Here is a 23340-nt window from a genome sequence, read left to right as displayed (position 1 = left end):
GACGACGGGCAGCCCGGCCGCCGGGTCCGGGGCACGGCACCAGGGTTCCCGGACAGTCGCTCTCTGCCCCGCCTGGGTGGGCAGAGCGCGACTGTGCTGAAACCGTCCCGTCCCGGGGCCGCGACCGTGCTGGAACGGCACTCCGCGGGGCCCCGCCCCAGCCTGCGAGGGCCGGAGGATGCGGGGTCCTTCCGCTACTGGCCGGGCGGCACGTCGAGGTCGGTCGCGGTTCCCTCGGGGGTGCCCCCGCCGTTCCCCGCGCGCAGCTCGGCGTCGCGGGCGGCCATCGCCTCCTGCCGGCCCGGCTCCTCCTCCAGGATCGCCGCGGCCTTCCAGCCGGCCGGGATGGCGAACCCGTCCACCAGCGTGGTGATGTGCGGCCGCAGCTCCTTGAGCAGGGCGTTGACCGTGGCCGTCAGCGTCTTGGCCCGAGACGGGGTCAGCTGCCCGTGCTCGAGGAACCAGCCCTTGTCCTCCTCGATGATGCTCAGCGCGTACAGGTCGCACACGGTGTCGAGGAGCTCCTTCGCCGCCGGGTCGGCGGTGCGGTCGACGGCGTCCACGAAGGCCTCGAGCACGATCCGGTCGATGTGCGCCTCCGCCGTCTTCAGCACGTGGTCCTGGACGTCGTTGAACATGTCGAACGGGGCCATGCCGGGGGTCGTCGAGTTCTTGCGCAGCCGCCGGATCGCCCCCTCGAGCGCGTGCTTCTCGCGGAACTCGAACATCTTCAGCTGCCAGCCGCGGTCGAGCATCGGCACCTCGTCGTCCCGGCCGGGGACGGCGTCGACCAGCCGCTGGATGAGCGCGCGGGCCGCCGTCCGCTCCAGCACGGTCTCGCGCACCATGTCGGCCACGAAGCCGACCCGGCCCCAGCCGTCCAGCGAGCCGAAGGCGTCGCGGTAGCCCGTGAGCAGCCCCTTGGCCACCAGCTGCAGCAGGACGGTGTTGTCGCCCTCGAAGGTGGTGAAGACGTCGGTGTCGGCCTTGAGGTGCGGCAGCCGGTTCTCCTGCAGGTAGCCCGCTCCGCCGCACGCCTCGCGGCACATCTGGATGGTGCGGGTGGCGTGCCAGGTCTGGGCCACCTTGAGCCCGGCGGCGCGGGACTCCAGCTCGCGCTGGGCCGGCTCGTCGATCTCCTGCCCGTGCTCGTGCACCGCCGTCTGGACGTCGTGCATGGTGCTGACCAGCTCGCCCTGGGCGAAGTGCAGCGCGTAGGTCTTCGCCAGCGCCGGCAGCAACTTGCGCTGGTGCACGCGGTAGTCGTTGATGACGATCTCGCGCTCCTCGCCGGGGGCGGCGAACTGGCGGCGGGTGTTGCCGTACCGGACGGCGATGTCCAGGGCGAGCTTCGTGGCCGACGCCGCCGAGCCGCCGACGCTGACCCGGCCGCGCACGAGCGTGCCGAGCATGGTGAAGAAGCGCCGGGTCTCGTTCTCGATGCTCGAGGTGTAGGTGCCGTCCTCGGCGACCTGCCCGTAGCGGTCGAGCAGCATGTCGCGCGGGACGGTGACGTGGTCGAAGGTGAGCCGGCCGTTGTCGACGCCGAGCAGCCCGGCCTTGGGGCCGTCGTCGCCGATGGTGACCCCCGGCATCGGGTTGCCGTCCTCGTCGCGGATCGGCACCAGCCACGCGTGCACGCCGTGGTTCTTCCCCTGGGTGACCAGCTGGGCGAAGACGACCGCCATCCGGCCGTCCTTCGCGGCGTTGCCGATGTAGTCCTTGCGCGCGGCCTCGTGCGGGGTGTGCAGGTCGAAGGTCTGCGTCGCCGGGTCGTAGGTGCAGGTGGTGCGCAGCTGCTGGACGTCGGAGCCGTGCCCGGTCTCGGTCATGGCGAAGCAGCCGGGCAGCTCGAAGCCCATGATGCCGGGCAGGTAGGTCTCGTGGTGCCGGCGCGTGCCGAGCAGCTGCACGGCGCCGCCGAACAGGCCCCACTGGACGCCGGCCTTGACCATGAGCGAGAGGTCGACGAAGGCCAGCATCTCGATCGAGGTCACCGACCCGCCGGCGTCGGCCTCGCCGCCGAACTCCTTGGGGAAGCCGAGGGTGACCCGGCCGGACTCGGCGAGCTTCGCCGCCATGCGGGTGACCCGCTCCCGCGCCTCGGCCGTCGACTCGCCGTAGACCGGCAGCATCTCCGGGTCGTGCAGGTTCTCGCGGGCGTCGCGACGCACGTGCGCCCAGCGGCCGTCGAGCGCCTCCTGGAGGCGGGCCGGGTCGACCGTGGGGGGCAGGGTGCTCGTCACAGGTCCTCCTTGCGGGGTTCGGTGGTCACGACGCCGGAGAGCCCGGCCCAGGCCAGGTCGGTGAGGTGGACGGCGAGCTCGCGGCGCGGCATGGGGCGCCCGGCGCGCAGCCACCAGTCGGCGGCGGCGCGGACCAGGCCGACGACGGCGTGGCCCCACGGAGCGGCGGCCAGCGGATCGCGGCCGGACCGGCCGAGGGCGGGCGCCAGGATGGCGGCCGCCTGCTCGCCGACGAGGTCGGAGAGGCCGGTGATGGGGTCGTCGGCGTCGGACGAGCCAGCGGGGCCGTGGACGACGAAGCGGTACAGCTCCGGATCGGCCTCCAGGAAGGCCAGGTAGGCCTCGACGGCGGCGCCGAGCATGTCGCGCGGCTGGTCGGAGCTGCCCATCGCGGCGCGCAGGGCCGGGACGAGCTGCTCGGCGACCCGGGTGCAGACGGCGACGTGCAGGTCGCTGCGGTCGGCGAAGTGCCGGTAGACGACGGTCTTGCTGGTGCCGGCCACCGCGGCGATCTCGTCCATGCCCACGCCGGCGCCGTGCCGGCCGACCGCGACGACCGCCGCGTCGACCAGTGCGGCCCGGCGGGCGCGGCGGTGCTCGTCCCACCGGGAGTCGCGCCGGTCGCGGGTGCTGACCCGGGCGGCGGTCGGCCCCGCCCGGTGCTCGGCACGCTCCTGGGCGTCCCCGCTGGTCCGGCGCCGGCGTCCGGCCGGGGTGCCCGGCTGCGACGACGGGCTCATCGCCTCGAGTCTCACGGCACCGACGGTACCGGGTACTGTCGGTACCGGCCACTCATCCCCCACCACGGAGGTCCCCATGGCGGAGAACGCGAAGCCCGCGACGCGCAGGGCGGCGATCGTCGGCGGCAACCGGATCCCGTTCGCACGGTCCGGCACCGCCTACGCCCGGGCGTCGAACCAGGACATGCTCACCGCGACCCTCGACGGGCTGGTCGCCCGTTTCGGGCTCCAGGGCGAGTCGGTGGGGGAGGTCGCCGCCGGCGCCGTCCTCAAGCACGCGCGGGACTTCAACCTCACCCGCGAGGCGGTGCTCGGTTCGAAGCTCGCGCCGACGACCCCGGCCTACGACGTCCAGCAGGCCTGCGGCACCGGGCTGGAGGCGGCGGTCCTCGTCGCCAACAAGATCGCGCTGGGCCAGGTCGAGTCGGGCATCGCCGGGGGCGTGGACACCACCTCCGACGCGCCGCTCGCGGTCGGCGACGACCTGCGCCGGGTGCTGATCTCCCTGAACAGCGCGAAGACGGTGCAGGACCGGCTCAAGGCGCTGGCGCGGATCCGGCCGGGCATGATCGTCCCCGAGATCCCGCGCAACGCCGAGCCGCGCACGGGTCTGGCGATGGGTGACCACGCCGCGATCACCGCGGCGGAGTGGGAGATCGGCCGCGAGGAGCAGGACGAGCTCGCCGCCCGGTCGCACCAGCGCATGGCCGCCGCCTACGACCGCGGCTTCTTCGACGACCTGGTGACGCCGTTCCTCGGCCTCGCCCGCGACAACAACCTGCGCCCCGACTCCAGCGTGGAGAAGCTCGCGAAGCTCACGCCGGTGTTCGGCACGGGCGAGGGGGCCACGATGACCGCGGGTAACTCGACCCCGCTCACCGACGGCGCCTCCGCCGTGCTGCTGGCCTCCGACGAGTGGGCCGAGGCGAAGGGGCTGCCGGTGCTGGCCCACCTGGTGGACGCGCAGACCGCCGCCGTCGACTACGTGCACGGTGGCGAGGGGCTGCTCATGGCGCCGGTCTACGCCGTGCCGGTGATGCTGGCCCGCAACGGCCTCACCCTGCAGGACTTCGACTTCTACGAGATCCACGAGGCGTTCGCCTCCACGGTGCTCGCGACGATGAAGGCCTGGGAGGATGCCGCGTTCTGCAAGGAGAAGCTGGGCCTCGACGCGCCGCTGGGCTCGATCGACCGGGCCAAGCTCAACGTGAACGGCTCCTCGCTGGCGGCCGGGCACCCCTTCGCCGCGACCGGCGGGCGCATCGTGGCCAGCCTGGCGAAGATGCTGCACGAGGCGGGCCCCGGCAAGCGCGGGCTCATCTCCGTCTGCGCCGCCGGCGGCCAGGGCGTCGTCGCCATCCTCGAGTCCTGAACCCGGACGACGCCGTCCGGCTCCACCCGTGCCACCGGACGTCCAGCCGCGCCACGGCCCGGCTGGACGTCCGGTCAGGCGGCTTCAGCGTGCGCCCCCCGACCCCCTTCTGGAGAGATTTCAGTGGCTGACTGGTACACGAACTTCGCCAACTCCGGCTTCGGCACGACGATCACCAAGCAACTGGGCCTGCCGCGCCCGGTGGAGCTGCGCCGCTACGAGCCCGGGCAGCCGCTGCTCCCGGGCCCGGTGGTGATCGGCTCGGCCGGTGCGGGCCGGCTGCGCGACACCGTCACCGCGGTCCTCCGGGACGCCGGGGTGACCGTGCAGTCGCCGGTGACCGCGGACGGCGCGACCGGCGGCGAGGAGCTGGGCGCGGTGGTCCTCGACGCCTCCGGGCTCACCGGCCCCGCCGACCTGGCGAGCGCGCACGACTTCCTCGCCCCGGCGATCAAGCGGCTGCGCGCCTCCGGGCGGGTGCTCGTCCTCGCCGACCCGCCCGCGGACGCCACCACCCCGGCGCAGGCCGCGGCGCGCCAGGCGGTGGACGGACTGGTCCGCTCCGTCGGCAAGGAGCTGCTGGACGGGTCGACGGCGAACGCCGTCTTCGTGCCCGAGGGCGCCGAGGCCTCGCTCGCCGCCCCGCTGCGGTTCTTCCTCTCCGGCCGCTCGGCCTACGTCGACGGGCAGCTGCTCACGCTCTCGGCGGCCGACGTCCCGGCGAACCCGGACGAGGAGAAGCCGCTGGCCGGCAAGGTCGCCGTGGTCACCGGCGCGGCGCGCGGCATCGGCGCCGAGATCGCGAAGGTCATGGCCCGGGACGGCGCCCACGTGGTCGCCGTCGACGTCCCCGCCGCCGGCGACGCCCTGGCCCGGGTGGCCAACGAGATCGGCGGGACGGCGCTGCAGCTGGACATCACCGCCGCCGACGCCTCGCAGCGGCTGGTCGAGCACCTGCGCGAGCGGCGCGCCGCGGACGGACGACAGGGTGTCGACGTCGTCGTGCACAACGCCGGCATCACCCGCGACAAACTGCTGGTGAACATGGACGCCGCCCGGTGGAACACCGTCATGGCGGTGAACCTGCAGGCGCAGCTGGACATCACCCAGGCGCTGCTGGACGCCGACGGGGTGCTCCGGGACGGTGCCCGGGTCGTCTGCGTCTCCTCGCAGTCGGGCATCGCCGGCAACCGCGGCCAGACCAACTACGCCGCGAGCAAGGCCGGTGTCATCGGCATGGTGCGCGCGTGGGCGCCGGAGTTCGCGGCGCGCGGGGCCACCATCAACGCCGTCGCACCGGGCTTCATCGTCACCGAGATGACGGCGAAGATGCCCTTCGGCACCCGGGAGATCGGGTCGCGGATCAACTCGCTGCAGCAGGGCGGGCTGCCGGTCGACGTCGCCGAGACCATCGCGTGGCTGTCGCAGCCGGCCAGCGCCGGGGTCAACGGCCAGACCGTGCGGGTCTGCGGCCAGTCGATGCTGGGTGCCTGAGATGGCCGAGTCCTCCGCCGGGCGCACGGTCCTCGAGCAGCCGCCGAACATGGCGGCGCTGTTCGCGAAGGCGGCGCTCACCGCGCGCGGCCGGGGCGGGGAGCTGCCCGGCACCCGGCTCGCGCGCACCGGCGTGACCGTCGACCCGGCGAACCTCGCCGACTACGCCCGCGTCTGCCGGTCCCCGCTGGCCGACGCGCTGCCGGCGACCTACCCGCACGTGCTCACCTTCCCCCTGCAGCTGGCGCTGATGAGCGACCGCGCGTTCCCGCTGGCCCTGCCCGGGCTGGTGCACGTGCGCAACCGCATCGACGTGCTGCGCCCGATCGGCACGACCGAGCCGCTGGACCTCGAGGTCTGGGCCGAGCGGTTCGCGCGGCACCGCAGCGGGGCGACCGTCGGCCTGTGCGCCTCGGTGCGGTCGGCGGGCGCCGAGGTGTGGCGGTCGCGGTCGACCTACCTGGCGCGCGGGGCGACGGCGCCCGACGGTGCGCCGGAATCCGATGTGACGGTGGCGGTGGGGGACCTCGACCGTGCGGTCGCCACCTGGCGGGTGCCGGACGACGCCGGCCGCCGCTACGCCCAGGTCTCCGGCGACGTCAACCCGATCCACCTCTCGGGGCTGACCGCCAAGGCGTTCGGCTTCAAGCGGGCGATCGCGCACGGCATGTGGGTCAAGGCGCGGGTGCTGGCGGCGCTGGAGAACCGGCTGCCCGGGGCGCTCACCGTCGACGTGGCCTTCCGCAAGCCGCTGTTCCTGCCCTCGACGGTCACGCTGTCGACGGCGCAGGCCGAGGGTGGCTGGGATGCCGCGGTCCGCAACGCGACGAGCGGCACCGAGCACGTCGTCGTCACCATCCGGCCCCTCTAGCAGCGAGGATCCCGAGCATGCCCGTGTCGTTCGATCTCACCGAGGACCAGCTCGAGCTGCAGAAGTGGGTGCACGAGTTCGCCGCGGACGTCGTGCGCCCGGCCGCGGCCGAGTACGACGAGCGGGAGGCGTTCCCGTGGGAGGTCCTGCGGGAGGCGGCCAAGATCGGCCTCTACTCGCTGGACTTCTTCGCCACCCAGTGGTTCGACGAGTCCGGCCTCGGCATCCCGCTCACCATGGAGGAGCTCTTCTGGGGTGACGCCGGGATCGGGCTGGCGATCGTCGGCACCACCCTGGCGGCTGCCTCGGTGCGGGCCAACGGCACCGACGAGCAGGTCGGGCAGTGGATCCCGGCGATGTTCGGCACGCCAGCCCAGCCGAAGGTGGCGGCGTTCTGCTCGAGCGAGCCCGACGCCGGCTCCGACGTCGGGGCGATGCGCACCCGGGCCGTCTACGACGAGGCGACCGACGAGTGGGTGCTGACCGGCACCAAGACCTGGGCCACCAACGGCGGGATCGCCGACATCCACGTGGTCACCGCCGTCGTCGACCCGGAGCTCAAGGCCCGCGGGCACGCGAGCTTCGTCGTCCCGCCACACACGTTGGGCATCAGCCAGGGGCAGAAGTTCCTCAAGCACGGCATCCGCGCCTCGCACACCGCCGAGGTCGTGCTCGACGGGTGCCGCATCCCCGGCGACTGCCTGCTCGGCGGCCGCGAGAAGCTCGAGGAGCGGCTCGCCCGTGCCCGCGAAGGCGTGCAGAGCGGGCGCAGCCAGCCGTCGATGGCGACCTTCGAGCGCACCCGGCCGGCCGTCGGCGCGCAGGCGGTCGGGGTGGCGCGGGCCGCCTACGACTACGCGCTGGACTACGCGAAGCAGCGGGTGCAGTTCGGGCGCCCGATCATCGAGAACCAGGCGATCGCCTTCCAGCTCGCCGACATGCGGACGCGGATCGACGCCGCCCGGCTGCTGGTGTGGCGGGCGGCCTGGATGGCCCGCAACGGCCAGCAGTTCACCGCTGCCGAGGGCTCGATGTCCAAGCTGGTCGCCGGGGAGACGGCGGTCCGGGTCACCGAGCAGGCGATGCAGATCCTCGGCGGGAACGGCTACACCCGGGACTACCCGGTCGAGCGGATGGCGCGGGACGCGAAGATCTACACGATCTTCGAGGGGACGTCCGAGATCCAGCGCCTGGTCATCGCCCGCACCATCTCGGGCGTGCACGTGCGCTGAGGCGGACCACGATCGTCCATCCGGGGGTTCGGCGGCATGCCTCCCGGACGCGGTCGTGGCGTCCGGAACCGGTGGGACACCCGTGCGGCGGTCGCCGGACCGGGTGGACGGGCTCGGCTGGTAGCCGGTCCACGTGAGTAGCGGGGGGGCGCCCGGGGGGGGGGGGGGGGGGGGGCCCCCCGGGGGGGGGGGGGGGGGGCGGGGGGGCGGGGCGGGGGGGGGGCGCGCCCCCGGGGTGGCGGGGGCGCCCCGGGGGGGGGGGCCCCCCCGCTACTCCCCTCGGGGTGAGGTGGTGTGGTGGGACCCTCGGACCGGAGGGGGAGCCAGTCGGGTGCGGTCAGGGCCCCTCGGGTGGGGTCGGGGGTCTCTCCGGCGGCGTCGCCGCTCACCCCCGATCCAGCGCCGCCAGCACGGCGTCGAGGACCCGGTCGGCGCCGGAGCGGACGACGTCGTCGGTGACCAGCCCGGTCTCCGCCGCGGCGTCCTCCACGGCCCGCTGCGCGGCGGCGTCGTCGAGCCCGGCGGTGTTCAGCGCGACGGCGGCGACCCGCACCGGGCGCACCCAGCCGGCGGCCTGCTCGTAGCCGCGGACGATCTCCGCCAGGGGCGGCAGGGCCGTGGCCGGGTAGTCGGCGATCGCGGTGCGCCCCGCGCGGTGGCACAGCACCAGCGCGTCCGCCGACGACCCGTGCAGCAGGCCGAGGGTCACCCCCGAGTAGGCCGGGTGGTAGATCGAGCCCTGCCCCTCCAGCCAGAGCAGGTCGCCGCGCCCGGCGCCCTCGCGCACCAGCCGGTCGGCGGCGCCGGCGACGAAGTCGGAGATCACGTGGTCGACGGCCATGCCCCAGCCCGAGATGGCGACCCCGGTCTGCCCGGTCGCCACGAAGACCGAGCGCAGCCCCCGGTCGCGGGCGGCCCGGTCCAGCTCGAGGACGACGCTCATCTTCCCGATCGCGCAGTCCGACCCGACGGTGTGCACCACGCGGGCCCCGACCGGCCCGGCGAGGGGGACCCCGAGGTCGTCCGGCACCGCGCGCAGGTCGTGGATTCCGACGCCGGACGCCCGGGCCGCGGCCGCGAGCTCGGGGTCGGCGCCCAGGTCGGTGTGCAGACCGGCCTCGACGTGCATGCCCAGCCGGAGCGCGGTCAGCAGCGCCTCCCGCCAGGCGGCCGTCAGCCGGCCGCCCAGCGGCGCGACGCCGAGCAGCACCGTCGTCGCGCCGAGCTCCCGGGCCGCCGCGACGTCGGCGACCACGGGGGCGGGGGAGACGCAGAAGGGGACGACGTCGACCGCCCGCCGCCCGGTGTGCGCCGGGTCGACCACGCACACCACCTCCCGGGTGCCGTAGCGCAGCACCCCGTGGGCGGTCTTGGCGTAGCTCTCGGCCAACTGCCCCCCGGTCAGGACCGCCAGCCGCTCCCCGCTCACGCCGCGCCCCCGGCCGGCTCGAGCCCCAGACCGGGTGCGTCGGGCAGCACCACCCGCCCCGCGTCGAGCCCCAGACCCGTGAAGGGCTGGTCCGAGACGAGCAGGTGGGCGTCCAGGTCCACCAGGTCGGCCAGCGGGCCGAGCTGGGCGGCCTGGGCGATGCCGAGCTGCGACTCGATCATGCAGCCGAGCATCACCCGCAGGTCGAGCGCCGCGGCCGCCGCCAGCATCCGCTGCGCCTCGCGGATGCCGCCGCACTTGGCCAGCTTGACCACGATGCCGTCGGCGTAGCCGGCGACCGCGGGCACCGAGGCGAGGTCCTTGCAGCCCTCGTCGACGAAGACCGGCAGCCGGTCGGGGAGCTCGCGGTAGCGGGCGAAGGAGTCCAGGTCGCCGGCGGGGAACGGCTGCTCCACCATCTCCACCCCCAGCTCCCGCAGCCGGGGCAGCAGCTCGCGGGCCTGGTCGAACGTCCACCCCTCGTTGCCGTCGATCCGCAGCGGGGCGCCGGTGACCGAGCGGATCGCCTCCAGCCGCTCCAGGTCCGCCGGGCCGCCGACCTTCACCTTGTAGACGGCGAAGCCGGGGGCGCGCTGCACGCGGGCGACGGTCTCCTCGACGGACGCGATCCCGATCGTGAAGCTGGTCGGCGGCAGCACCCCGTCGAGCCCCAGCAGCCGCCACACCGGCCGGCCGTAGCGGCGGCCCACCCAGTCGTGCACCGCGCCGTCGAGCGCCATCTTCGCCCCCTGCGGGCCGTCCCAGGCGCGCAGCCGGCGGGCGATGCCCTCGACGTCGCGCAGGTCCCCACCCAGCAGGGCGCGCCCGTCCGCGGCGACGGCGTCGGCCATCCCGGTGACCGACTCCCCCCAGTAGGCCACCGGTGCCCCCTCACCGCGCCCGCGGACGCCCCCGTCGTCCACCTCGACGACGAGCACCTCCTCGGTGTCCACCGACGAGCGGGCGATGGTGAACGTGTCGCGCAGGTGCAGCGTCAGGGGACGGCAGGTGAGCTCCACCCGGGCAGTCTCGTGCCCGTGGCGGCCTGCGGCTACCGGTTGCGGCCGAGGGCGTCGTGGCTGGTGACCCAGTCACCGGCCAGGATCGCCGAGGTCAGCGAGATGTCGCCGGCCAGCACCACCCCGGCGCAGATCTCGGCGAACTTGTGCACCTTGTCCGCGCCGTAGCAGCCCAGCACCTCCAGGCACTCCCGCTGGGTGGGCAGCCCCGTGCCCCCGCCGTAGGTGGCGACGATCAGCGAGGTCAGCGTCGTCGACCAGTAGTAGTCGCCGTTCTCCAGGAGCTGGGTGTAGGTGACGCCGGAGTGCGACTCGGCGACGTTGGCGGCGTCCTGCCCGGTGGCGATGAACATCGCCGTCAGCCCGTTGGCGGCGTGCGCGCCGTTGTAGGCCGCGCCGGACATGAAGGCGCCGGCCATGCCGACCTGCCGGTACTCGAACAGCTGCCGGGTGCTGACGCCGGTGAGCCGGCGCAGCACCTCGTCGGGGATGGTCACCTCGGCGACGACGCGCTTGCCCCGCGTCATCAGCATGTTGATCTGCGAGTGCTTCTTGTCGGTGTCGATCGCGCCGGAGAGGACGTAGCGCGGGTGGTCGGGGTGGTTCTCGCGGATCCACTCGCAGGCGGCGAGCGTCGCCTTGCCGGTCATGTTCTGGCCGGCGGCGTCCCCGGTCGTGTAGTTCACCCGCAGGTAGCGCAGCGGGCCGATCTGGTGCTGGCCGATGTAGGTGAGCTTCCCCGAGCGGGTCGTGGCCTCGGCCGCCGCCCGGATGCCGTCGATGTGCTCGTCGACCCAGCGGCCGAACTCCCGGGCCGCCAGCGCGTCGTCGAGCATGAAGGCGGGTGCGCGCTGCATGTGGTCGTCGACGACGGTGGTCCGCGCGCCACCGCACTCGCCGATGACCCGCATGCCGCGGTTGTAGCTGGCCACCAGCGTGCCCTCGGTCGTGGCCATCGGCACGAAGAAGTCGCCCCGGGCGTGCTCCCCGCGCAGGGTCAGCGGGCCGGCCAGGCCGAGGGGCACCTGGGCGACGCCGGTGAAGTTCTCGACGTTGCCCGGGAGGACGGCGGGGTCGATGGAGTAACGGCCGACGTGGTCGAGCCCCGCCCCGGTCTGCTCGGCGACGAAGGCCTGCCGCTTGTGCGCCATCTCGTCGGTGTAGTCGTGCTCCCGGTCGCGGGGGATGCGGGCGCGGTGCGAGGGACGGACGTCGGTCATGGGACACCTCGGCGGGACGACGGTGGGGACACCGTGATTGTGAGCTGGATCACCCGCCGCCGCCTGCCCACCGGCGGGTCTCGAACCGGCAACGATCCCCCTCGCCCGAGTCGCCAACCTGCGGGTACGGGAGCAAGGTCGAGGTGGACGACCTGCCCCGACCTCGGAGGTTCCCGTGCGCACCACCCGATTGATCTCCCTGGGCGCCGTCGGTGCGCTCGCCCTCAGTGCGTGCAGCGGCGGTGGGGAGAGCGTCGACACCGGCGTGGACGGCGGCGGTGGGGGTGGGGACAACACCCTCGTCGCCGCGGTCGGCGCCCAGCCCGACCAGCTGGATCCGCACGCCACCAGCGCCTATCCGAGCTTCCAGGTGCTGGAGAACGTCTACGACACCCTGGTCGTCCCGAGCCCCGACGACCTGACGATGGTGCCGAGCCTGGCGGAGTCGTGGGAGACCAGCGAGGACGGGCTCACCTGGACGTTCACCCTGCGCGAGGGCGTCACGTTCCACGACGGCAGCGAGTTCGACGCCGCCGACGTCGTCTACTCCTACAACCGGATCATGGACGAGGAGCTCCAGAACGCCTACCGGTTCGAGAACGTCGAGTCGGTGGAGGCGGTCGACCCGCAGACGGTGGAGATCACGGTCGCCCAGCCCACGCCCAACCTGCCGGCGCTGATCGGTGGCTTCAAGGGCATGGCGATCCTCCCCGAAGGGGCGGCGGAGGAGTACGACCTCAAGACGGAGGCGGTGGGCACCGGGCCCTTCACGCTGGAGAGCTTCGACGCCAGCAGCACCCAGCTGGCCGCCTACGAGGACTACTGGGGTGGCGCGCCGGAGCTCGCCGGCGTCGAGTTCCGCTACATCACCGAGCCGGCGGCGGCGCTCACCGCGCTGGAGAACGGCGAGGTGCAGTGGACCGACAACGTGCCGCCGCAGCAGATCGAGTCGCTCCAGGGCAACGAGGACGTCCAGCTGGAGAGCATCCCGAGCGTCGACTACTGGTACATGTCGATGAACTTCGCCCGGGAGCCGTTCGCCGACCCGCTGGTGCGCCAGGCGATCGCGACGGCGATCGACCGGGAGTCGGTCACCGAGGCGGCGCGCTTCGGCGCGGCCCAGGCCAACCAGACGGCCATCCCCGAGGGCAACTTCTTCGCCTCGGACTACGCGCCGTTCGAGGCCGACGCCGAAGCGGCCCGCCAGTTGCTGGAGGAGTCCGGCGTCGCGCTCCCCATCGAGATGGGGCTGATGGTCACCGACGAGTTCCCCGAGACGGTGACCGCCGCCCAGGTGATCGCCAGCCAGCTCGAGCCGATCGGGATCAACGTCGACGTCCAGACGGTGGACTTCGCGACCTGGCTGGACCGGCAGGCGCAGGGTGACTTCGACGCCTTCATGCTCGGCTGGCTGGGCAACCTGGACCCGTTCGACTACTACCACTCCCAGCACATCACCGGCGGGGTGAACAACTACCAGGGCTACAGCAACCCGGAGGTCGACCGGCTCCTGCAGGCGGCCTCCAGCGAGACCGACCGCGACACCCGCAAGGAGCTCTACAACGAGGCGGTGCGGATGATCGTCGACGACGTCTCCTACCTGTACCTCTACAACCCCAACGTGGTGCAGGCCTGGGCGCCCGGGCTGACCGGCTACACGATCCGGCCCGACAAGGCGATCAACTTCGAGGACGTGGAGCTCCCCTGACCGGCTACGTCCTCCGGCGGATCGGCCAGTCCGCGGTCGTCCTCGCCGGGGTGAGCGTCATCGTCTTCGGCCTGGTGCACCTGGTACCGGGCGATCCGGTGCGGCTCGCGCTGGGCACGCGGTTCTCCCAGGAGAGCTACGACGCCCTGCGCGAGCGGTCCGGGCTGGACCAGCCGCTGGTCGAGCAGTTCTTCGGCTGGTTCGGCCGGGCGCTCACCGGCGACCTGGGGGTGAGCTTCCGCAGCGGGGAGACTGTGACCTCCCAGATCGCCGAGCGGCTGCCGGCCACGCTGACGCTGGCGTTCGCCTCCATCCTCGTGGCGCTGCTCATCGCCGTCCCGCTGGGCACGGTCTCGGCGCTGCGCCCCCGGTCGCTGGTCGACCGGGTGGCCACCGTGATCAGCCAGTTCGGCATCTCGGTGCCCGACTTCTGGATGGGCATCGTGCTCATCCTGGTCTTCGCCGGGACGCTCGGCTGGCTGCCCTCGGGCGGCTACGTCCCGCTGACCGAGGACCCGGGCGCCTGGTTCCAGCGGCTGCTCATGCCGGCGCTGGTCACCGGCGTCGTCTCCGGCTCGGTGATCACCCGGTTCGTGCGGTCCAGCGTGCTCGAAGCCCTGGGCGCCGACCACGTGCGGACGGCGCAGGCGAAGGGGCTGGGCACCCGGCAGGTGTTCACCTGGCACGTGCTGCGCAACGCGCTGCTGCCGCTGGTCACGGTGACCGGCGTGCAGCTGGCCTACCTGCTCTCGGGGGTGGTCGTCGTCGAGATCGTCTTCTCGTGGCCGGGGCTGGGGCAGCTCGCGCTGCAGGCGGTCCAGGCGCGTGACTACCCGGTGCTGCAGGGCGCGATCCTGCTCTTCGCGGTGGTCTTCCTGGTGATCAACCTCGTCGTCGACCTGCTCTACTCCGCCATCGACCCCCGGATCCGGCGATGACGTACCGCCGAGTCCTGCGGGCGACCTACCGCCGAGATCTGCGGGCGACCCCCAGCCGAGGCGTGCTGCCATGACCGGCGCCCCCGTCCCCGAACCGGGTGGCTCCCCGGACACCCCCGCGGGTGCCCCGGGCACGTCCCCGGCCGCCACGCTGCGCCCGGCCCGCCCGCGCTGGCAGGAGACGCTGAGCCTGCTGGCGCACAACCCGACGGCGGCGATCGCCTCGGTGGTGCTGCTGCTCATCGTGGTCGTGGCGGTCTTCGACGACACCCTCGCCCCGGAGGGCGCCAACGAGATCTCGGTGGCCGACCGGCTCCAGCCGCCCAGCTGGGAGCACCCGTTCGGCACCGACGACCTCGGCCGCGACATCCTCAGCCGGGTCATCCTCGGCGCCTCGGTGTCACTGCGGGTGGGGTTCCTCGCGGTCGGGTTCGCGCTCGTCGTCGGCACCCTGATCGGCCTGCTCGCCGGCTACTACGGCAAACGGGTCGACGACGTCCTCATGCGGTTCATGGACATGCTGTTCGCCTTCCCGGCCGTGCTGCTGGCGATCGCCGTCCTCGCCGTCCGCGGGCCCGGCTCGGGCAACACGGCGCTGGCCATCGGCATCGTCTACACGCCGATCTTCGCCCGGGTCACCCGCGCCAGCGTGCTGGGTGTGCGCGAGGAGGTGTACGTGCGGGCGTCCCGGTCGGTGGGGGCCTCGGACTGGCGGATCCTGACCCGCCACATCCTGCCCAACGCCGCGCCGCCGATCATCGTGCAGACCTCGATCAGCCTGGCGTTCGCGGTGCTGGCCGAGGCGGCGCTGTCGTTCCTCGGCCTGGGCACCCAGCCGCCGAACCCCTCGTGGGGGCTGATGCTGGCCGAGGGGCGCGGCTTCATCGAGCTGGCCTGGTGGCTGGCGTTCTTCCCGGGGATGGCGATCTTCCTGACCGTGCTCTGCTTCAACCTGCTCGGCGACGGGCTGCGCGACGTGCTCGACCCGCGCCAGCGCACCCAGATGGCCGGGGGTTCCCGCGCGGCCGGAGCGGCGGCCGCCGCGGAGACCGGGGGGAACGCGTGACCGCGCCGGTGCTGGAGGTCGAGGACCTGCGGGTGCGGCTGCGCACCCCGCGCGGCCCGGCCGACGTCGTCAACGGGCTGAGCTACACCGTGGGCGCGGGGGAGACCGTCGCCGTCGTGGGGGAGTCGGGCAGCGGCAAGAGCGTCTCGGTGCTGGCGCTGCTGGGCCTGCTCCCCGCCCGGGTGGCCACGGTGACCGGGCGCGCCGTGCTGCAGGGGGAGGACCTGCTGACCATGCCCCCCCAGCGGCTGCGCCAGGTGCGCGGCCCCGGCGCGGGCATGGTGTTCCAGGACCCGATGACGTCGCTCAACCCGGTGCTCACCATCGGCCGGCAGCTGGTCGAGGGCATCCGCGCGCACGGCGACGTCTCCAAGCAGGCGGCGCGCGAGCGGGCGGCGGAGCTGCTGCGCGAGGTCGGGCTCCCCGACCCCGAGCGGGCGCTGGACCGCTACCCGCACGAACTGTCGGGCGGCATGCGCCAGCGGGTGGTCATCGCGATCGCGCTGAGCAACTCGCCGTCGCTGCTGATCGCCGACGAGGCCACCACGGCGCTGGACGTGACGGTGCAGGCGCAGATCATCGACCTGGTCGAGAAGCTGCAGGACGAGCACGGCACCGGCGTCATCTGGATCACCCACGACCTCGGCGTGGTCGCCGGCATCGCCGACCGCGTGCTGGTCATGTACGGCGGGCGGTGCGTCGAGGACGGCACGGTCGACGACGTCCTGGAGCGCCCGGCGCACCCGTACACGCGCGGGCTGCTCGGCTCGCTGCCCGACCTCGCCGCGCCGGTGGGCCCCGACGGCGAGGTGCCCGAGCTCACCGCCGTCCCGGGGCTGCCGCCGCCGCCCACCGACCTCCCGCCGGGCTGCGTCTTCTGGCCGCGCTGCCCGGTGCGGGCCGATCCGCGCTGCGAGACCGAGCAGCCGCCGCTGGCGGTCGTCCCCCGCGCCGCGGCGGCCGGGCCGGGCGGCGCCACCGCCTCCGGCGCGCACGCGGGCGACGGTGCCGGGCTGCCGCACCGGGCGGCGACCTGGTGCGCCGAGGAGGAGGTGCCCCGTGGGTGACGTCCTGGTCTCCGCCCGCGGGCTGGAGGTGCACTTCCCCGTGCGCGGCAAGGGGAAGGCGGCCGGCGTGCTGCGCGCCGTCGACGGGGTGGACCTCGACGTGCTGCGCGGCGAGACGCTCGGCCTGGTGGGGGAGTCCGGCTGCGGGAAGTCCACGCTGGGCAACGCGCTGCTGCGGCTGGTCCCGCCGACGGGGGGCAGCGTGACCTTCGACGGCACCGACGTCACCTCGCTGGACCGCCGCGGGCTCAAGGAGATGCGCCGGCGGGCCGGGATGGTGTTCCAGGACCCGTTCGCCTCGCTGGACCCGCGGCGCACCGTCGCCCAGACCGTCAGCGAACCGCTGGAGGTGCACGGGCTGCGGAAGGGTCGTGACAAGGCCACCCGCGTGGCCGAGCTGCTGGAGCTGGTCGGCCTGGACCCGGCGGTCGCGGGGCGTTACCCGCACGAGTTCTCCGGTGGTCAGCGCCAGCGCGTCGGCATCGCCCGGGCGCTGGCCGGCGAGCCGGACTTCCTGGTGTGCGACGAGGCGATCGCCTCCCTCGACGTGAGCGTGCAGGCCCAGGTGCTCAACCTGCTGCGCCGGCTGCAGCGGCAGCTGGGGCTCACGCTGCTGTTCATCTCCCACGACCTCTCCGCCGTCCGGCACATCTCCGACCGGATCGCCGTCATGTACCTGGGGCGGATCGTGGAGATCGGGCCGGCGGCGGCCGTGGGCAGCGACCCGCAGATGCCCTACACCCAGGCGCTGCTGTCGGCGGTGCCCGTGCCGCACCCCGCCAAGGAGCGGGCGCGGGAGCGGATCGTGCTGCGCGGCGACGTCCCCTCGCCGTCCGACGTCCCCTCGGGCTGCCGGTTCCGCACCCGCTGCCCGTACGTGTTCGAACCGTGCGACGACGTCGACCCGGCGCTGCAGCCGGCCGGCGCGCCCGGCCAGCTGGCGGCCTGCCACCTGCACGGCGTCGAGGGCACGCCGGTCACCCGCACCCCCGAGGGCGTCACCGCCGACCCCTGACCGGCGCCGCGCCCGTGGTGCGCGCCGGTGGGCAGTGCCGGTGCGCCGGAGTCCGCCTCGGCGCACACCGTCGGGCGGGTTCTCAGACCGACTCGCCGACCAGCCGGGGGCGGGCGGCGGCCAGCCCGACGGTGAGCTGGGCGACCACGACGCCGAGCAGCAGCCAGAGCCCGGGCGCCCACCCGCCGGTCACCTCGTGCAGCAGCCCGACGGCGAGGGGCCCGGTCGCGGCCACCAGGTACCCCACGCTCTGCGCGGACGCCGAGAGCCGTCCGGTCTGGCCGACGTCGCGGGTGCGCTGCAAGATCAGCGTCATCGCCAGCGGGAAGGAGATGCCGGTGCCGACGCCGTAGAGCACGGTCCACAGCAGCGGGGCGGCTGCCGGGGCGACCAGCAGGCCGGTGATGCCGGCGAGCACCGGGAGCGTGCCGGCCAGCACCCACGCGCCCTGGCCCGGGCGGCGCGCGGCCAGCGGGGGGACGACGAGCGACGCGGGGAGGCCCAGCGCGGCGGCGAGCGCCAGCAGGCCGCCGGCGGCCACCGGCGAGACGCCGGCCTCCGCCTCCAGCACCTCGGCCAGCCAGGTGAGCATCGCGTAGAACGACAGCGACTGGAACCCGAAGAAGAGCGTCACCGCCAGCGCCACCCGGTCGCGGAGCACGGCGGTGCGGGCGCCTGCCGGGGCCGCCGGCGGGGGCGGGACCGCCCGGCGCGCGCGGGTGAGCGCGGCCATCCCGAGCAGCGCCGCCAGCACCGGGACCACCCACAGCAGCAGGCCGGTGACGGCGCTGCCACCGGCCGCGGCCAGCGGCTGGGCCAGCCCCGCGCCGATGCTCGCCGAGGCGGCCATGGCGGCGACGATCATCCCGAGCACCACGGCGCTGCGGTTGCCGTACTCCGCGCGGGCCGCGGCCGGCAGGAGCACGTTGGCCACGGCGATGCCGCCGGTGAGCAGCACCGTGCCCGCGAACAGCCCCGGGACGCCGGCCAGCCGCAGCACGATGCCGGCCGCCAGCGCGACGACGCCGAGCAGCACGGCCCGGTGCAGCCCCAGCCGGGCGGCCAGGGCCGGCGCGAACGGCGAGACCAGCCCGAAGCAGACCAGCGGGAGCGCGGTGACGACCGCCAGCGCGCCGGTGGAGAGGGTCAGCTCGTCGCCGAGCTCGGCGAGCAGCGGGCCGACGGCGGCGAACGGCGCGCGCAGGCACAGCGCGACCAGCACGAGGGCGGCGGCCGGGAGCGCCAGCCGCCAGGCGGTGCGCCGCCGGGTGGCGGGGGCGGTCACGAGCGGGTGCTGCGGCCGAGATCGTGCCCGATCTGGGCGGCGGTCTCCAGCAGCGGCGGCACGTACTCGTGCTCGAGCTGCGCCGGCGAGGTGCGGCTGGCGCTGACCGACAGGTTGACGGCCGCGACGACGGCGCCGGACCGGTCGCGGACGGGAGCGGCGGCGGAGCGCAGGCCCTCCTCCAGTTCCTGGTCGACCATCGCGAAGCCGCGTTCCCGCACCTCGTCGAGCACCTTCCGCAGCACCCCGGGATCGGTGACGGTGTGCCCGGTGAGCGGTTCCAGGCGGGCCCGGTCGAGGTAGGCGTCCAGCTCGTCGTCAGGGAGCCCGGCGAGCAGCACCCGCCCCATCGAGGTCGCGTACGCGGGGAACCGGGTGCCGACGGTGATCATCACGGTCATGATCCGCTTGGTGTGCACCCGCGCGACGTAGACCACGTCGTCGCCGTCGAGGACCGACAGGGACGAGGACTCCTCCACCCGCTGCACGAGCGCCTCCAGGTGCGGCTGCGCGACCTCGGGCAGGGTGAGCCCCGACAGGTAGGAGTAGCCGAGCTCCAGCACGCGGGGCCGGAGGGAGAACTCCCGTCCCTCGGCGCGCACGTAGCCCAGCTGGACGAGGGTCAGCAGGAAGCGCCGGGCCGCCGCCCGGGTCAGCCCGGTGGCCCGGGCGACCTCGCTGAGCTGCAGGCGCGGGTGCTCGGCGTCGAAGGCGCGGATCACGGCGAGGCCGCGGTCGAGCGACTGCACGAACGTGCCGTCGCGGGTGGGCGCCGGACGCTCGTCGGGCACGGATGTCACGGCGCACGCTCCTGTCCGAGAATGGTGACCGGCCACACCTTACGGTGCGCATGCTGAACATCGGTGCGCAGTGCGTACCGATGACGGTCCGGTCACGACCGATTGACGTGACCACACCCACGTGCGAGCGTTCGTAGAGCACACAGCCGTTCGCAGAGCGAACGGATTTGGACGTCCCGGTCGTCGATCGAAGGAGATCCCATGCGTCGCACCGTGGCTGCGCTCGTGGCCGCCCCTCTGCTGCTGGTCACCGCCTGCGGCGGATCCGACGAGGAGCCTGACGCCGGCGCGGCCGGCGGCGGTGGCGGCGAGCTGGAGCAGGTGTCGGTCGGGGTCATCCCGATCGTCGACGTCTCCCCGATCTACCTCGGTCAGCAGCAGGGCTTCTTCGAGGACTGCGGCCTCGACCTCACCCTCGAGACCGGCCAGGGCGGTGCCGCCATCGTCCCCGCGGTGGTGAGCGGCCAGTCGCAGTTCGGCTTCAGCAACATCACCTCGCTGCTGCTCGCCGCGAGCGAGGGCCTGCCGCTGCAGGTGGTCGCCAACGGCGTCGCCTCCACGGGCGAGCAGGGCGCGGACTTCGGCGCCGTGGTCGCCAGCCCCGACAGCGGCATCACCGGTCCGGCCGACCTGGCCGGCCGGACCGTGGCGGTCAACACGCTGAACAACATCGGGACGACGACGGTGCGCGAGTCGGTGCGTGCCGCGGGCGGGGACCCCGACAGCGTCGACTTCGTGGAACTGCCGTTCCCGGAGATGGCCGCCGCCCTCCAGCAGGGGAACGTGGACGCCGCCTGGGTGGTCGAGCCGTTCGTGGCCGTCGCCACCGACGCCGGCGCCCAGGTGGTGGCCTCGAACTTCGTCGACACCGCCGACGACCTCACCGTGGCCGCGTACTTCACCAGCGAGCAGTACGCCCAGGTGAACCCCGAGGCCGTCGAGTGCTTCAGCGACGCGATGGCGCAGTCGCTGGAGTACGCGCAGGAGAACCCGGACGCCGTCCGCGAGATCCTCGGTGAGTACACCCAGATCGACCCGGCGATCGCCGAGGCGATGACGCTGCCGGCCTGGCCGGCCGAGATCAACCGCGACTCGGTGCAGACGCTCTCCGACCTGGCGGTCGAGGACGGGCTGCTCGACGAGGCTCCGGACCTGGACGCCCTGCTGCCGTGACCGGTTCGACCGCCACCCGCACGCCGGCGGCCCGTGCCGACCTGGGCACTGGGGCTGCTCGGCCTCCTCGCCCTGGTCGCGCTGGTCGAGCTCGCCCCGCGGATCGGCCTGGTCCCGCGGCGCTGGTTCCCGCCGTCGTCGGAGATCGGCGCGGAGCTCGTCGCGCAGTTCGGCCGGCCCGAGTTCTGGACCGCGGTCCTGGAGACCCTCAAGGGCTGGGCCATCGGCCTGGCCATCGCCGCGGTCGCCGGCGTGCTGCTGGGGCTACTGCTGGGCACGTTCCGGTTCGCCCGGGAGTTCTCCGCGTCCACGATCGAGTTCCTGCGGCCGATCCCGTCGGTGGCGCTCATCCCGATCGCCGTCCTGCTGTACGGCAACGACCTGGAGAGCGAGCTCCTGCTGGTCGTCTACGCGTCGTTCTGGCAGATCCTCATCCAGGTGCTCTACGGGGTGCAGGACGTCGACCCCGTCGCCCAGGACACCGCCCGCGCCTACGGGCTCGGCCCCTGGGCCCGGGTCCGGTACGTCACCTGGCCCACCGCGCTGCCCTACGTCATGACCGGCCTGCGCCTGGGCGCCGCGGTCGCGCTGATCCTCGCGGTCACCGCCGAGCTGGTCATCGGCACGCCGGGGCTGGGGCAGCTGCTCGCCACGGCCCAGAGCAGCGGCGCGGTCGTGGCCGCCTACGCGATCGTCGTGACCACGGGCATCCTCGGCGTGATCGTCAACCTGGTCTTCCGGGCCGTCGAGCGGCGGGCGCTGTCGTGGCACCCGTCCCAGCGAGCGGAGGTGGCGGCGTGAGCGTGCTGCGCCGGGTCGGGATGACCCTCGGCCTGCCGGTGATCCTGCTCGCCGCCTGGTGGTTCGCGAGCGCCGGCAGCACCAGCTTCTTCTTCCCGCCGCTGTCGGAGATCCTCGACAGCCTGGTCGAGGAGTGGTTCGGCCCGCGGCTGGCCGCCGACGTCTGGCCCAGCCTCTACCGGCTGGCCGCCGGGTACGCGCTCGCCGTCGTGGTGTCCCTGGCGCTCGGCGTGCTCATCGGCACCTCGCGCACGGTGCGGGCGCTGACCGAGCCCGTCTTCGAGTTCTTCCGGGCCATCCCGCCGCCGGTGCTCGTGCCGATCTTCATCCTGCTGTTCGGCCTGGGTGACGGCATGAAGATCGTCGTCATCGCCTTCGGCTGCATGTGGCCGATCCTGCTGAACACCGTCGAGGGCGTGCGGGCCGTCGACGAGGTGCTCAGCGACACCGGCCGGGTCTACGGCCTCCGCGGCTGGTCGCGGCTGCGGCGCCTCGTGCTGCCCAGTGCCAGCCCGCAGATCTTCGCCGGCCTCCGCCAGGGGCTCTCGGTCGCGATCATCCTCATGGTGATCAGCGAGCTGTTCGCCGCCGAGAACGGGCTGGGTTACGCCGTCGTCCAGGCGCAGCGCAGCTTCGCGATCCCCGAGACGTGGGCGGGGATGCTCATGCTCGGCCTGCTCGGCTTCCTGCTGTCGCTGCTGTTCCGCCTCGTCGAGAGCCGGCAGCTCGCCTGGTACCACGGCCTGCGCCGCGCCCAGCGCTCCTCCTGACCTCCGCGATCTCCCGGAAGGGGAACCCCCGTGCTCGACGTCCGTGGCATCCAGAAGGTCTACGAGAGCAAGGACCGCACGGTCGAGGCCGTCCGCGACCTGACGTTCACCCTCCCGGCGGGTGAGCTGGCGTGCCTCGTTGGCCCGTCCGGCTGCGGCAAGACGACGCTGCTGAAGATCATGTCCGGCCTGCTGGAGCCCACCTCCGGTGAGGTCCGCATGGAGGGCGAGGTCGTGAACGGCCCGCCGCCGGGCATGGCCGTGGTCTTCCAGGAGTACGGGCGGAGCCTCTTCCCCTGGATGACGGTGCGCGACAACGTCGAGCTGCCGCTCAAGCAGAAGAAGCTGCCGGCCGCCCGCCGGAAGGAGCTGGTCGAGGAGTCGCTGGCCGCGGTGGGCCTGGCGGAGGCGCACGCGGCCTACCCGTGGCAGCTCTCCGGCGGCATGCAGCAGCGGGTGGCCATCGCCCGCGCGGTCGCCTACGAGCCGCACGTGCTGCTCATGGACGAGCCGTTCGCGGCGGTCGACGCGCAGACCCGCGCCGACCTCGAGGACCTCATCCGCGACCTCTGGCACCGGTTCCAGGTGACCACACTGTTCGTCACGCACGACATCGACGAGGCGGTCTACCTCGGCCAGCGGGTGCTGATCCTCTCCAACTCACCGACGGTGATCCGCGACGACCTCACCATCGACCTGCCCGACGAGCGCGACCAGCTCACCACCCGCTCCTCGCCGCGCTTCGCCGAGCTGCGGGCGCGTGTCTACGAGCAGATCCACCGCGCCAAGGACGAGCAGGACGCCGAGCAGGACGCCGCGGACACCGCGCAACCGGCGGCGGCGAGCCCGGTGACCGGCCCCGCACCGGCGGCCCCCGACCACTCGGGGTTCTGACCGCGGGCGGGCGCCGGCGTCGGGCCCCCGGCGGTCGGCGCGCTGTCCGACTTCCGGGAAGTGGGCGTCCAGGAGGCCGTCGAGGGCCCGACTTCCGCGAAGCCGGGACGACGGCGGGCGCCGTGGGGGCGGGGCCCCCCCCCCCCCCCCCGCCGCCCCCCCCCCCCCCGGCGCCCGCCCCCCCCCCCCCCCGCGCCCCC

The 23340-nt window shown here is 74.0% G+C and carries 20 protein-coding genes; 13 read left to right on the top strand and 7 right to left on the bottom strand.

All coding sequences use genetic code 11. The features are described 5' to 3' along the window. Positions 1-194: 194 nt before the first annotated feature. A complete protein-coding gene (locus QOZ88_RS18765) occupies positions 195-2246 on the bottom strand; it encodes an acyl-CoA dehydrogenase family protein (protein ID WP_306001233.1) in 2052 nt (683 codons plus the stop codon). Beyond that, a complete protein-coding gene (locus tag QOZ88_RS18760) occupies positions 2243-3001 on the bottom strand; it encodes a TetR family transcriptional regulator (RefSeq protein WP_306001232.1) in 759 nt (252 codons plus the stop codon). Before QOZ88_RS18760 ends, QOZ88_RS18765 begins: the two co-directional genes overlap by 4 nt. Before the next feature lie 61 nt (positions 3002-3062). On the opposite strand from QOZ88_RS18760, the gene QOZ88_RS18755 reads away from it, so the two are divergent. The 4 genes from QOZ88_RS18755 to QOZ88_RS18740 all read left to right on the top strand — a co-directional run bounded on the left by QOZ88_RS18755 (position 3063) and on the right by QOZ88_RS18740 (position 7955). Further along, positions 3063-4358, top strand: a complete 1296-nt coding sequence (locus tag QOZ88_RS18755) for an acetyl-CoA C-acetyltransferase (protein ID WP_306001231.1) — start codon at positions 3063-3065, stop codon at positions 4356-4358. A gap of 123 nt (positions 4359-4481) precedes the next feature. Further along, positions 4482-5852, top strand: coding sequence for a 3-oxoacyl-ACP reductase (locus QOZ88_RS18750; protein WP_306001230.1), 1371 nt, complete (start codon positions 4482-4484; stop codon positions 5850-5852). Between the two features lies 1 nt (position 5853). Beyond that, a complete protein-coding gene (locus QOZ88_RS18745) occupies positions 5854-6723 on the top strand; it encodes a MaoC family dehydratase (protein ID WP_306001229.1) in 870 nt (289 codons plus the stop codon). Between the two features lie 17 nt (positions 6724-6740). Further along, positions 6741-7955 (top strand): acyl-CoA dehydrogenase family protein, encoded by a 1215-nt coding sequence (locus QOZ88_RS18740; protein WP_306001228.1) that lies wholly within the window; start codon positions 6741-6743, stop codon positions 7953-7955. Between the two features lie 385 nt (positions 7956-8340). Here the strand turns inward: QOZ88_RS18740 and QOZ88_RS18735 are convergent, their stop codons facing one another. Genes QOZ88_RS18735 through QOZ88_RS18725 form a run of 3 tightly spaced genes read right to left on the bottom strand, consistent with a single transcriptional unit; the run spans position 8341 to position 11623 of the window. Continuing rightward, the gene (locus tag QOZ88_RS18735; RefSeq protein WP_306001227.1) at positions 8341-9384 is read right to left on the bottom strand and encodes a DUF1611 domain-containing protein; all 1044 of its coding nucleotides are present in this window, start codon (positions 9382-9384) and stop codon (positions 8341-8343) included. Continuing rightward, positions 9381-10403, bottom strand: a complete 1023-nt coding sequence (locus QOZ88_RS18730; RefSeq protein ID WP_306001226.1) for a dipeptide epimerase — start codon at positions 10401-10403, stop codon at positions 9381-9383. The genes QOZ88_RS18735 and QOZ88_RS18730 overlap by 4 nt, the downstream gene beginning before the upstream one ends. A gap of 32 nt (positions 10404-10435) precedes the next feature. After that, complete coding sequence (locus QOZ88_RS18725; RefSeq protein ID WP_091932263.1) at positions 10436-11623, bottom strand: hydroxymethylglutaryl-CoA reductase; 1188 nt, start codon at positions 11621-11623, stop codon at positions 10436-10438. 175 nt (positions 11624-11798) lie between these two features. Here QOZ88_RS18725 and QOZ88_RS18720 point away from each other — a divergent pair, with 175 nt between their 5' ends. The 5 genes from QOZ88_RS18720 (at position 11799) to QOZ88_RS18700 (ending at position 17417) form a co-directional block, all read left to right on the top strand. Beyond that, entirely contained in the window at positions 11799-13331 is a 1533-nt protein-coding gene (locus tag QOZ88_RS18720) for an ABC transporter substrate-binding protein (RefSeq protein ID WP_306001225.1), read from the top strand. After that, complete coding sequence (locus QOZ88_RS18715; RefSeq protein WP_306001261.1) at positions 13328-14269, top strand: ABC transporter permease; 942 nt, start codon at positions 13328-13330, stop codon at positions 14267-14269. Before QOZ88_RS18720 ends, QOZ88_RS18715 begins: the two co-directional genes overlap by 4 nt. Positions 14270-14339: 70 nt before the next feature. Next, positions 14340-15335 carry an ABC transporter permease gene (locus QOZ88_RS18710; RefSeq protein ID WP_306001224.1) on the top strand — a complete coding sequence of 332 codons (996 nt, stop codon included), beginning with the start codon at positions 14340-14342 and terminating at the stop codon, positions 15333-15335. Beyond that, positions 15332-16402: an ABC transporter ATP-binding protein gene (locus tag QOZ88_RS18705; RefSeq protein WP_306001223.1), complete on the top strand. Its 1071-nt coding sequence runs from the start codon at positions 15332-15334 to the stop codon at positions 16400-16402. The genes QOZ88_RS18710 and QOZ88_RS18705 overlap by 4 nt, the downstream gene beginning before the upstream one ends. Beyond that, positions 16395-17417 carry an ABC transporter ATP-binding protein gene (locus QOZ88_RS18700; RefSeq protein WP_306001222.1) on the top strand — a complete coding sequence of 341 codons (1023 nt, stop codon included), beginning with the start codon at positions 16395-16397 and terminating at the stop codon, positions 17415-17417. The genes QOZ88_RS18705 and QOZ88_RS18700 overlap by 8 nt, the downstream gene beginning before the upstream one ends. 82 nt (positions 17418-17499) lie before the next feature. Here QOZ88_RS18700 and QOZ88_RS18695 read toward each other — a convergent pair whose 3' ends face one another. Together QOZ88_RS18695 and QOZ88_RS18690 are read right to left on the bottom strand one after the other, a co-directional pair. Continuing rightward, complete coding sequence (locus tag QOZ88_RS18695; RefSeq protein ID WP_306001221.1) at positions 17500-18702, bottom strand: MFS transporter; 1203 nt, start codon at positions 18700-18702, stop codon at positions 17500-17502. Further along, positions 18699-19502, bottom strand: a complete 804-nt coding sequence (locus QOZ88_RS18690) for an IclR family transcriptional regulator domain-containing protein (protein WP_306001220.1) — start codon at positions 19500-19502, stop codon at positions 18699-18701. The genes QOZ88_RS18695 and QOZ88_RS18690 overlap by 4 nt, the downstream gene beginning before the upstream one ends. Before the next feature lie 201 nt (positions 19503-19703). Between QOZ88_RS18690 and QOZ88_RS18685 the strand changes: the two genes are divergently transcribed. From QOZ88_RS18685 to QOZ88_RS18670, 4 genes are read left to right on the top strand one after another with little or no spacing between them, the layout of a single operon-like run. After that, a complete protein-coding gene (locus tag QOZ88_RS18685; protein ID WP_306001219.1) occupies positions 19704-20675 on the top strand; it encodes an ABC transporter substrate-binding protein in 972 nt (323 codons plus the stop codon). A 33-nt stretch (positions 20676-20708) separates the two neighbouring features. Next, positions 20709-21476 (top strand): ABC transporter permease, encoded by a 768-nt coding sequence (locus QOZ88_RS18680; protein WP_306001218.1) that lies wholly within the window; start codon positions 20709-20711, stop codon positions 21474-21476. Continuing rightward, on the top strand, positions 21473-22246 hold the full coding sequence (locus QOZ88_RS18675) for an ABC transporter permease (protein ID WP_306001217.1): 774 nt from the start codon (positions 21473-21475) through the stop codon (positions 22244-22246). The genes QOZ88_RS18680 and QOZ88_RS18675 overlap by 4 nt, the downstream gene beginning before the upstream one ends. A 30-nt stretch (positions 22247-22276) precedes the next feature. After that, positions 22277-23140 carry an ABC transporter ATP-binding protein gene (locus QOZ88_RS18670; RefSeq protein ID WP_306001216.1) on the top strand — a complete coding sequence of 288 codons (864 nt, stop codon included), beginning with the start codon at positions 22277-22279 and terminating at the stop codon, positions 23138-23140. Positions 23141-23340 lie beyond the last annotated feature (200 nt).

Source organism: Blastococcus carthaginiensis (genome assembly GCF_030731085.1).
Lineage (GTDB): Bacteria > Actinomycetota > Actinomycetes > Mycobacteriales > Geodermatophilaceae > Blastococcus > Blastococcus carthaginiensis.
Note: the sequence above shows the minus strand (reverse complement) of the source record. Positions and strands in the feature narration are given on the sequence as shown.